This window comes from Cellulomonas biazotea (genome assembly GCF_004306155.1).
GTDB lineage: Bacteria > Actinomycetota > Actinomycetes > Actinomycetales > Cellulomonadaceae > Cellulomonas > Cellulomonas biazotea.
In genome coordinates this window covers 17,915-28,586 of the sequence record NZ_BIMR01000026.1, presented here as the reverse complement: position 1 = coordinate 28,586, position 10,672 = coordinate 17,915, and the positions used below count along the sequence as shown (strand labels likewise).

Sequence of the window (10,672 nt, the reverse complement as noted above, 5' to 3'; positions counted from 1 at the left end):
CCCGGCGGGGCCACCGGGAGGGGTCAGCTCGCGGCGATCTTGGTGGCGATCGCGGAGGTCATCTGGTCCCACAGCGTGGCGGGGTCGCCCTGCTGGTTGACGAGCGCGACCTCGGTGGCGCCCCAGTCGGACCACACGGTGTCCATGGCGGGGATGGACGGCATCGGCACGCCGTCGATGCCGACGGCGGCGAAGCCGGCGACGATCGGGTCGGAGCCGATCTCGTCGAGCGCGGACTGCAGCGCCGGGGCGCGGCCGCCGGCCTCGTACATGGCGAGCTGCACGTCCTTGGTGCCGAGGTAGTTGACGACGAACTCGTTCGCGAGGAGCGCGTTCTCGGACTTCGAGGAGATGAAGAAGCCCTGCACGCCGACGAACGGCTGCGACGGCTGGCCGCCCGCGGACGGCACCTTCTCGATGGCGACGTCGATGCCGGCGGACACGAAGTCACCGACGTTCCAGGGGCCCGTGATCATGTAGGGCGCCTTGCCGGCGATGAACGCCTCCTTGGCGACGTCGCCGGAGACCGAGGTGTTGAGGACGCCCTCGGCGCCGAGCTTGGTGAGGTACGCGGCGAACGCGCGGCCACCGTCGGAGTCGAGGCCGAGCTCGTCGGGGTTGTAGGCGCCGGACGCGTCGGTGCCGAAGACGGGGGCGCCGAACGAGGTCTGCAGCGGGTACAGGTGGTACGGGTCGCCGGTCTTCTCGTCCTGCTGGACGAGCACCGAGTAGTCGGTGCCGACGGCCTTGGCCTGCGCGACGAGCTCGTCGAAGGTCGCCGGGGTCGCCTCGGCGACAAGGCTCTTGTTCTTGACGAGCGCGATGTTCTCGACCGAGTAGGGCAGGCCGTACAGCGTGCCCTCGTAGCTCATGGCCTGCGTGGAGACGGGCAGGAAGTCCGCCGCCTTGTCGCCGAGCTCGACGGGGGCGACGACGCCGTTCTGGACGAGCTTGCCGAGCCAGTCGTGCGCGCCGACGACGACGTCGGGGCCCTGGCCGGTCGGCGCCTGCGAGATGAAGTCGTCGCGGATGTCGCCGAAGTCCTTCTGGACGAGCTTGACGGTGACGCCCTTCTCCTCCTCGAAGACCGACGCCACCTCCTTGACCGGGCCGGACCGGGTGTCGTCGACCCAGACGGTGAGGGTGCCGGCGTTCGCGGCGGGGGCCGACGAGGTGGCGTCGCCCGCGGGCTCGTCAGAGCCGGCGCATGCGGTGAGGGTCAGCGCGAGGCCGATCGTCGCCGCGACGACAGGGATGCTCCGTCGCATCGTGTCTCTCCAAGGGTTGCGTGGGGAGTGCCTGCTCGGCGGTCCTCCCACCGACGCTGGCCTGGTGCGACGGAAAACTACGGCGTTGCAACCCGCGTTGCAAGTCGTTACGGTAACTTTCAGGCAACGGTTGCAGCGACTCCTCCTCGGATCGCCAGGACCATGGAACGACGACTCAGGACGAGGAGGTCCCGTGTCCCTTACGCTGCCACCCGTGCGCACCCGTCTGACGGACCTGGCCGAGCAGGCCGGCGTCAGCACGGCGACCGTGTCACGGGTCCTCAACGGCAAGCACGGCGTGTCGGCCCAGGCACGGCAGGCCGTGCTGGCGGCGCTCGACGTGCTCGGCTACGAGCGACCCGAGAAGCTGCGCACCCGGTCGGCCGGCCTCGTCGGCCTCGTCGTCCCCGAGCTGTCGAACCCGGTCTTCCCCGCGTTCGCGCAGGTCGTCGAGACGATGCTCACCGAGCGCGGCTACACCGCGGTGCTGTGCACGCAGTCCCCCGGCGGCACGACCGAGGACCAGTACGTCGAGATGCTCCTCGAGCACGGCGTCGACGGCATCGTCTTCGTCTCCGGCCTGCACGCCGACACCACCGCGAGCAAGGAGCGGTACCACCGGCTGCGCAGCCGCGGGCTGCCCGTCGTGCTCGTCAACGGCTGGGCCGAGGGCGTCGACGCGCCGACCGTGTCGACCGACGACGCCGCCGCGCTCGACCTCGCGTTCCGGCACCTGACCTCGCTCGGGCACCGCAGCATCGGCCTCGCGATCGGCCCCGACCGGTTCGTGCCGGCCCGGCGCAAGCGCGAGGAGTTCGCGGTCAACCTCTCCCGCCACCTGGGCGTCGAGGACCCGACGGGCCACGTCGTCTCGACGCTCTTCACGGTCGAGGGCGGGCAGGCGGCCGCGTCCGAGCTCATCGAGTCCGGGCACACCGCGATCATCTGCGGCTCCGACCTCATGGCGCTCGGCGCCATCCGGGCGGCGCGCGCCCACGGGCTGTCCGTACCCGAGGACGTGTCGGTCGTCGGCTTCGACGACTCCCCGCTCATCGCGTTCACCGACCCCCCGCTCACGACCGTGCGCCAGCCGGTCCAGGCGATGGGGCACGCCGCGGTGTCCGCGCTGGTCGCCGAGATCAACGGCACCCCCGCCTCGCGCACCGAGCTCAAGTTCCACCCTGAGCTCATCGTGCGCGGCTCCACGGGCGCGGCCCCGGCCGTGACCAGCGGGTCGGCCGGCGGGTCGAGCCCTGTGACGAACGCCTCCGCGTAGTCCCCCTTGCCGGTCCCCCGCGACCGGTGCCTACCCTGGTCCGACCCGGAGCATCCCGGCCGCCGTCACGGCTGCCGCTCGCACCGCTCCTCCGGCGACGACGCCTCCCCACCCGAGATCCACCGAAAGAGGCATGCCCGTATGACGTCCCTCGACACCCGTCCCCTGCTCGCCCAGGTGCACGCGCCCGGCTCCCCCGACGGCGAGTGGTGGCGCGACGCCGTCATCTACCAGGTCTACCCGCGCTCGTTCGCGGACGCCTCGGGCGACGGCATCGGCGACCTGCCGGGGATCACCGGGCGCCTGGGCCACCTCGCCGAGCTCGGCGTCGACGCCGTGTGGCTCTCGCCGTTCTACCGCTCGCCGCAGGCCGACGCGGGCTACGACGTCGCCGACTACCGCGACGTCGACCCGCTGTTCGGCACCCTCGACGACTTCGACGCCCTGCTCGCCCGCGCGCACGGCCTCGGTCTGCGCGTCATCGTCGACCTGGTCCCCAACCACACCTCCGACGAGCACGTGTGGTTCGGCGAGGCCCTCGCGGCCGGCCCTGGCTCGGCCGCGCGCGAGCGCTACCTGTTCCGTGAGGGCCGGGGCGAGCACGGCGAGCTGCCGCCGAACAACTGGGAGTCGATCTTCGGCGGCCCGGCCTGGACGCGGACCACCGACGCCGACGGCACGCCCGGCCAGTGGTACCTGCACCTGTTCGACTCGCGGCAGCCCGACCTCAACTGGGAGCACCCCGAGGTCCGCGCCGAGTTCGAGGACGTCCTGCGGTTCTGGCTCGACCGGGGCGTCGACGGGTTCCGCATCGACGTCGCGCACGGCATGGTCAAGGAGGCGGGCCTGCCCGACTGGGACGGCCACGTCAGCATGATCGAGGGCGTCGAGGACGGACCCGAGCCCGCCGACCGCGCCGACGAGGTCACGGGCTCCGGCAACCGCGGCCCGATGTTCGACCAGGACGGCGTGCACGAGATCTACCGGGCGTGGAACCGGGTGCTCGCGCAGTACACCGGCGACCGCGCGCTCGTCGCCGAGGCGTGGGTCGAGCCCCTGTCCCGCCTCGCGCTGTACGTCCGCGAGGACGAGATGCAGCAGGCGTTCAACTTCGCGTTCCTCGCGACGCCGTGGGACGCCGCCGCGCTGCGCGACGTCATCGAGGCCTCGTACGTCACGGCCGACACGGTCGGCGCGCCCACCACGTGGGTGCTGTCGAACCACGACGTCGTCCGCCACGCCTCGCGCCTGGGCCTGTCCGTCCCCGGCTCGCGCCCCAACGGCATCGGCGTCGGCGACGAGCAGCCCGACGAGCAGCTCGGCCTGCGCCGGGCGCGCGCCGCGACGCTGCTCATGCTCGGGCTGCCCGGCTCGGCGTACCTGTACCAGGGCGAGGAGCTCGGCCTGCCCGACCACACCTCGCTCGACGACACCCTGCGCCAGGACCCCGCGTTCTTCCGGACCGGCGGCGCCGAGCGCGGGCGCGACGGGTGCCGGGTGCCCCTGCCGTGGGCCGCGGGCGAGGAGGGCTTCGGCTTCTCCCCCACCGGCGTGACGTGGCTGCCCCAGCCGCAGTCGTGGGCCGCGTACGCCCTCGACGCGCAGCGCGGCGTCGCGGGCTCGACCTACGAGACCTACCGGGCGGCGCTCGCGACGCGACGCGCCGAGCAGCTCGGGTCCGGCGGTCTCGCCTGGCTCGACGGCTTCGGGCCGGACGTCCTCGCGTTCGCGAACCGCGACGTGGTCGTCGTCGCGAACCTCGGCACCGAGACGGTCACGCTGCCCGCGGGCACGCAGGTGCTGGTCGCCTCGGCCGGCGAGCCGACGACCGGCGACGCGGTCGTGGTCGCGCCCGACACGACGGTCTGGGTCCGCGCCACCGTCTGAGCACGACGCACGCCCGGGCGACCCGCCGCACGGTGGGCCGCCCGGGCGTCGTCATGCCGACGCGCGGTGGCCCGCGGCGCTGGTCGGGACGACGCACCGGAACCGCCAGAGCGCGTCAGTCGGCGTCAGGCCGCGTCGGTCCGTTCGCCCGTGAGGTGCACGGCCAGCACCGCGACGTCGTCGCCGCGCTCCGCGGAGTCGAACCGGCCGAGCAGGACGTCGCACAGCTCGCCCGGGTCGAGCGTCCCCGCGGCGGCGGCGACCTGCGCCATGTCCTCGAGCGCCCGCCCCAGGTGTCCCGACCGGCGCTCGAGCAGGCCGTCGGTGACGAGCACGAGCGTGCACGGGCCGTCCGTCGCGACGACCTCGACGGGCCGGTCACGCTGCGGCCGGACGCCGAGCAGCGGGGACGACGCCCGCACGTACGACGCGCCCTGCGGCGTGACGAGCAGCGGCGGCAGGTGACCCGCGTTGACGACCTCGACCGTGCCGGTGCGCAGGTCCACGACGGCGACGCACACCGTGACGAGCTCCGGGTGGGTGCGGACCAGCAGGTCGTTGAGCAGGTCGAGCGCCCGCGCGGGCGGGTGCCCCTCGACCAGGTACGCGGCGAGCGAGAACCGCAGCTGCGCCATGACGGTCGCGGCCCGCAGCGAGTGGCCCTGCACGTCCCCGATGACGACGGCGACCCGGCCGTCCGGCAGCTCGACGGCGTCGTAGAAGTCCCCGCCGACGCTGAGCTGCGAGTCGGACGCGCTGTACCGCGCCGCCATCCGCAGGCCCGCCGACGACGGCAGGCTGTGCGGCAGCATCGAGCGCTGCAGCGTCAGGGCGATGAGGTGCTCCTGCGCGTACGACCGCAGCGTCGTCAGGGCGCCCGCCAGGGCGGCGCCGAACTGCTGCGCGAGGTCCGCGTCGTCGTCGTCGAGCGGCCCGTCGGGCGTCGCGACCGAGAAGCCGCCGAGCGGACGCCCGCCCGGCTCGGACAGCGGCGTGACGTGCCACGACGTCGCGGGCACGCCCGCGCGGTCGAGCATCTCCCGCCACACCCCGGGCGCGTCCTGCGCGGCTGCGACGTACGGCTGCGGGCGCGCGGGGCTCCCCGCGGGCGCGAGCAGACGGCCACGGACCACCGCCCGCCCGGGGCCGGGGCACACCACGCGGGTCGCCATGCCGTCCGACGCGGTCGCGACCACGACGACCGCGGCGCCGAACACCGTCGCGGCACCGCTCGCGGCCGCGGCCACGAGGTCGTCGAGCGTGCGCGCCGCGCTGAGCGGCACGATCGCCGCGGCCAGGTCCGCGAGCCGGCGCGCGTGCTCGGTGATGTCCCGGCGCGACGTGTGCGACCGCACGAGGCCCGCGACGGTCGCGAGGAACTCGTCGCGGTCGAGCGGCTCGACCAGGTACGCGTCGGCGCCCCGCTCGAGCCCCGACGTGCGCGCGCGGGCGTCGATGCTCGTCGCGGACACGTGCATCACGGGCACGGCCGTCGACGGGTCCGCCTTGATCTGCTGGCACACGTCGAAGCCGGACATGTCCGGGAGGTTGACGTCGAGGACGACGGCGTCGTGGCCGGCCGCGAGCTCGAGGGCCGTGCGCCCGTTGCCCGCCTCGGTCACCGTGTAGCCGGCGCGCCGCAGCCAGCTCGCCATCACGTAGCGGTGCGCCTCGGTGTCGTCGACGACCAGAACGCGACGGGGTGCGTCGTTCACGGCGCCGTCCTCCCCGTGGCCTCCCGCAGCACGCGCAGCAGGGTCGTCGCGTCGAGCCCGGACTTGCCGACGAACGGGACGCCGTCGAGCGGCGGACCGTCGAGGCTCGACATGAGCACGACCGGCAGGGCCGCCCAGCGGTCGTCGGCCCGGATCTCCCGCAGCGTCGCCGGGCCGTCCAGGCCCGGCATGCGCACGTCCATGAGCACGACGTCGGGCACGTCCGACGCGAGCAGGGTGAGCGCCTCGGACCCGTCGCGCGCCTCGACGACCTCGGCCGCGGACCCGCCCAGCAGGCCGCGCACGACCGTCCGGGACGCCTCGTCGTCGTCGACGACGAGCACGCGCCCGACGGTCGGGACCGCGGTCCGCTCGAGCGTCAGCGTGAACGTCGAGCCGCGGCCGACCTCGCTGGTCACGTCGAGCGAGCCGCCGAGCGCCTCCGCGACGCGCCGCGCGTACGGCAGCCCCAGCCCGGTGCCCTTGACGGACGGCTGCAGCCGGTTGGGCACCTGGTAGAACTCCTCGAACACCGCGTCGAGGTGCTCGGGAGCGATGCCGAGGCCCGTGTCGGCGACCGCGACCACGACGCCGACGCCGTCCGCGGGGACGCTCACGGTGACCGTGAGGGCGCCCGTGTCCGTGAACTTCGCGGCGTTCGTCAGCAGGTTGCGCAGCACACGGTCCAGCAGCTCGGGGTCGGTGTGCACGTCGAGCCCGTCGGGCACGTCGACGTGCAGGTCGACGCCGGGCCGCAGCAGCGGCCGGACCGTCCCGGCCAGGTCGGTGAGCAGCGCGGCGAGGTCGACGCGGACACGGTGCACGTGCTGGCGCCCCGACTCCGCGCGGGCCAGGTCGAGCAGCTCGTTGACCATGCCGAGCAGCGACCGGGCGCTCGAGTCGAGGTAGCCGACCTGCACGCGCTGCTCGGCGTCGAGGTCGCCGTCGGCGAGCAGCGAGGCCAGGCCGAGGATCGAGTTCACGGGCGCGCGCAGCTCGTGCGACACGCTGCGCAGGAAGCGCGTCTTGGCGTCGTTGGCGGCCGCGAGCTGCCGCCCGCGCTCGTCGAGCTCGGCGTACAGGGCGACGACGCCGCTGTTGGTCTCCTCGAGCTCGTCGGACAGCTGCGTGTACATCGCGAGGACGCCGCGGTTCGTCTCCTCGAGCTCCTCGTTGGCGCGCACGAGGTCCTGCTCGCGCGCCGCGAGCGCCTCGAGCGCGCGGACGAGCTCGGTGTTCTGCACCCGCAGCTCGGCGAGCGCGTCGGCGGCGCGCGGCCGCGACAGGGTGGCGCGGACGGCGTCGAGCCGTTGCGACGCGACCGGTCGGCCCTCCGGGAGCGCCTTGCGCAGGACGACCAGCCGGTCGCCGTCGGCCCGCACGCTGAGGTCGACCCGGTCGACGAGCCGCTGCGCGGCGGCCACGCCCGTGACCTCGCCGCGGCCCGTGCCCGGTGCCGGGGCGCCGGACAGGTGCACCACGAGCTCCGGCACGGGCCCGCCGGTCACGGCCAGGACCGCGCGGCCGCGACCGCCCGACGCGACCTCGCGCCCCACCTCGGACAGCGCGGTCGCCAGGCGCACCTGGTCCTGCCGCTCGAGTCCGAGCGCCTCGGCCGCCTCACGCCCGACCTGGCGCAGCACGACGACGTCGCTCTCGTCCAGGAGCTCGACGGTCGCGAGCTCGCGGGACGCGGCCGTGGCCCCTGCCGTCATGCCGCTGCCGGGACCGTGCCGGGGCGGACGACGACGACGCTCGCGTCGTCCCGGCGCACCCCGTAGTCGCGCAGCACGACGGCCGCCGCGACGAGCGACGAGCGACCCAGCAGACCCGGGTACCCCTCGAGCGTCTGGCGCTCGGTCACGCCGTCGCTGTGCATGACGACGACGCCGCCGCGCGGCAGCGGGTACGTCGCCTCGCGGATGGTGCGGGCCTGGCCGCCCGCGATGCCGGGGTGGCTGATCATGCCGCGGCGTGCGACACCGTCGAAGACGACGCCCGCGATGTTGCCGACGCCGGCGTACCGGACGTGGTCCTGCTCGACGCGGGCGACGGCCACGGCAGCCCCCCGCGTCCCGGACAGCCCGCGGTGCACGGCGGTGAGCAGCGCCGCGGGTCCTGCGGCCGGTGCGGCCCGGAACGCGCGCACGGCCTCGCTGCTCGCGACCGCGGCGAGCGGGCCGTGCCCGAGGCCGTCGGCGAGCATGACGGTGAGGACGCCGTCGTCGTTGCGGATCGCGTAGGCGTCGCCGCACACGTCCTGGCCGGTCATCGGGCGCGTCACGCCGACCGCGGCGGGCACGCCGGGTGGGTCGACGTCGTCGGCCGCGAAGGCCGCCGTGACGACCGTCCCCGCGCCGGGGCGCGAGTAGATGTCGAACGTCGAGGCGAGCCGGGCGAGCGTGCCCAGGCCGATGCCGAGCGTGCCCGTCGAGGAGACGCCGTCGGTGAGCGCCGCGGCGACGTCGGCCATGCCGGGACCGGAGTCGACCGCCACGACCTCGATCACGGGCCCGGACGCCCCGTGCCGCACGCGCAGCAGCGCCGACCCGGAGCCCGCGTGCTTGATCTGGTTGCCGGTCAGCTCGGCGACGACGAGGGCGATCTCCCCCGCGCGCTGCTCGCTCATGCCGACGCGGGCCGCGAGCGACGCGGCCGCACGACGGGCCGCACCGGTCGCGCTCACGTGGTCCACCGTGAGCCACGCGACGTCCTCGACCGTGCCGTCCGCGCTCACCGTGACCACGAGGCGATCACGACGCGCGTCCCGCGCCCCGGTCCCGTGTCGATCTCGAAGTGCTCGACGAGGCGCCGCGCGCCGGACAGCCCGAGGCCCAGGCCGCCGCCGCTGGTCCAGCCGTCGGTCATCGCGAGGTCCAGGTCGGGGATGCCCGGCCCGTCGTCGCGGAACTCGACGCGCACGCCCGTGCGGCGCCCGTCGGCCTCGACGGACAGCACGGCCTCGCCACCCCCGCCGTAGACGAGGGTGTTGCGCGCGAGCTCGCTCGCCGCGGTGACCAGCTTGGTCTGGTCGACGAGCGACAGCCGAGCCCCCTGTGCGAGCCCGCGGACGGCCTGGCGCACCCGCACCACGTCCCCGTCGGTCGTGATGGCGAGCCGCTGCGACGTCGCCGGGTCGGCGGTCACTCGGGCTCGGCCGCGGCGAGCCCGAGCAGCAGCGCCTCGGGCGCCTCGGAGTCCTCGGGCTGCAGCATCCGCAGGCCCTTCTCGACGTCGAGCGCCGTCCGCACGCCGTCGAGCGACAGGCCGAGCTCGACCATGGTGATCGCGACGGCAGGCCGCATGCCGACGACCACGGTCGTCGCGTCGAGCACACGGGAGATCCCGGCGATCGAGGAGAGCATGCGCCCGATGAACGAGTCGACGATCTCGAGCCCCGAGATGTCGATGAGGACGCCGCGGGCGCCTGTCTGCGTGATGCGCTCGGCGAGGTCCTCCTGCAGCTGCAGCGCCGTCTGGTCCGACAGGTCGACCTGGATCGAGACGAGCAGGGTCGAGCCGAGCTTGAGGATCGGGACGGTGTCCATCAGACGCCCAGGACCGCGGCCGGGGTGCGCGCCGCACCGTTCGAGCGCAGCGCCGCGACGAGTGCGTCGGCGAGCGTCGCCTTGGTGCGGATGTCGCCGAACTCGATGCCGAGCGCGACGATCGTCTGCGCGATCTGGGGCCGGATGCCGCTGATGGTGCACTCCGCGCCCATGAGGCGCGCCGCGACGACCGTCTTGAGCAGGTGCTGCGCGACCTGCGTGTCGACCGCCGGGACGCCTGTGATGTCGATGATCGCGTGCTCCGAGCCCGTCTCGACGAGCGTCTGCAGCAGCTTCTCCATGACGACCTGCGTGCGGGCCGAGTCGAGCGTGCCGACGAGCGGGACGGCGACGACGCCCTCCCACAGCTTGACGACGGGCGTCGACAGCTCGAGGAGCTGCTCCGCCTGCTCGCTGATGATCGACTCGCGTGCCGCGGCGAAGCTCTCGAACGTGAAGAGGCCCAGGTCGTCGACGAGCCGCAGCAGCGCGGTGAGGTCGGCGACGTCGGCCGCGTCGCCCTCGCCGGCGACCGCGTACAGCCCTTCCTTGAGCGCGAAGACGCCGACGGCCGTCTCGCGGGGCGTGAACCCGAGCCGCGCCCGTGCCGCGGACAGCTCGGCGAGCAGGCCGCGCAGCGCGTCGAACGCGGGGGCGTCGACGCGCTCGCCGCCGGCCTTGAGCCCGTCGACGAGGGCGTCGAGGATCTCGGCCTGCTCGCGCTGCGCCTCGGCGCGGGTCGTGCGGCCCTGCAGCTCGGCGACGACGCGGTCGAGCCACGCGGCGGAGATGTCGGCGGTCCGGTCCTCGAGGATCGCGGCGAGGCGGGCGGCGTCGGCAGCAGGCATGGGGACTCCGTGACGGGGTGTGGGGTCGCGCGCCACAGGGGCGCCCGGGGGCGGCGCCGTGACTCTACAGCGCGGTCCAGCGGGCCACCCGGCGGGCGGGCGGCGTCCCTCGATCGGGCGTCGGCGTGGA

At 74.6% G+C, this 10,672-nt stretch carries 9 protein-coding genes; 2 read left to right on the top strand and 7 right to left on the bottom strand.

What is annotated here, in order from left to right:
* Positions 1-23: 23 nt before the first annotated feature.
* On the bottom strand, positions 24-1,268 hold the full coding sequence (locus tag CBZ_RS02845; RefSeq protein WP_130780094.1) for a sugar ABC transporter substrate-binding protein: 1,245 nt from the start codon (positions 1,266-1,268) through the stop codon (positions 24-26).
* Between the two features lie 214 nt (positions 1,269-1,482).
* On the opposite strand from CBZ_RS02845, the gene CBZ_RS02840 reads away from it, so the two are divergent.
* Together CBZ_RS02840 and CBZ_RS02835 are read left to right on the top strand one after the other, a co-directional pair.
* Positions 1,483-2,544, top strand: a complete 1,062-nt coding sequence (locus tag CBZ_RS02840) for a LacI family DNA-binding transcriptional regulator (RefSeq protein WP_373862135.1) — start codon at positions 1,483-1,485, stop codon at positions 2,542-2,544.
* A 141-nt stretch (positions 2,545-2,685) separates the two neighbouring features.
* Positions 2,686-4,431 carry a glycoside hydrolase family 13 protein gene (locus CBZ_RS02835; RefSeq protein ID WP_130780092.1) on the top strand — a complete coding sequence of 582 codons (1,746 nt, stop codon included), beginning with the start codon at positions 2,686-2,688 and terminating at the stop codon, positions 4,429-4,431.
* Between the two features lie 125 nt (positions 4,432-4,556).
* Here the strand turns inward: CBZ_RS02835 and CBZ_RS02830 are convergent, their stop codons facing one another.
* The 6 genes from CBZ_RS02830 to CBZ_RS02805 are packed head-to-tail and all read right to left on the bottom strand — an operon-like array spanning position 4,557 to position 10,542.
* Positions 4,557-6,146: a SpoIIE family protein phosphatase gene (locus CBZ_RS02830; protein WP_130780091.1), complete on the bottom strand. Its 1,590-nt coding sequence runs from the start codon at positions 6,144-6,146 to the stop codon at positions 4,557-4,559.
* On the bottom strand, positions 6,143-7,861 hold the full coding sequence (locus CBZ_RS02825; RefSeq protein WP_130780090.1) for an ATP-binding response regulator: 1,719 nt from the start codon (positions 7,859-7,861) through the stop codon (positions 6,143-6,145). Before CBZ_RS02825 ends, CBZ_RS02830 begins: the two co-directional genes overlap by 4 nt.
* Entirely contained in the window at positions 7,858-8,883 is a 1,026-nt protein-coding gene (locus CBZ_RS02820) for an ATP-binding protein (RefSeq protein ID WP_218022697.1), read from the bottom strand. Before CBZ_RS02820 ends, CBZ_RS02825 begins: the two co-directional genes overlap by 4 nt.
* A complete protein-coding gene (locus tag CBZ_RS02815) occupies positions 8,880-9,293 on the bottom strand; it encodes an ATP-binding protein (protein WP_130780088.1) in 414 nt (137 codons plus the stop codon). Before CBZ_RS02815 ends, CBZ_RS02820 begins: the two co-directional genes overlap by 4 nt.
* The gene (locus CBZ_RS02810) at positions 9,290-9,694 is read right to left on the bottom strand and encodes an STAS domain-containing protein (RefSeq protein WP_246012996.1); all 405 of its coding nucleotides are present in this window, start codon (positions 9,692-9,694) and stop codon (positions 9,290-9,292) included. The genes CBZ_RS02815 and CBZ_RS02810 overlap by 4 nt, the downstream gene beginning before the upstream one ends.
* Entirely contained in the window at positions 9,694-10,542 is an 849-nt protein-coding gene (locus tag CBZ_RS02805) for an STAS domain-containing protein (RefSeq protein ID WP_130780087.1), read from the bottom strand. Before CBZ_RS02805 ends, CBZ_RS02810 begins: the two co-directional genes overlap by 1 nt.
* Between the last annotated feature and the right edge of the window lie 130 nt (positions 10,543-10,672).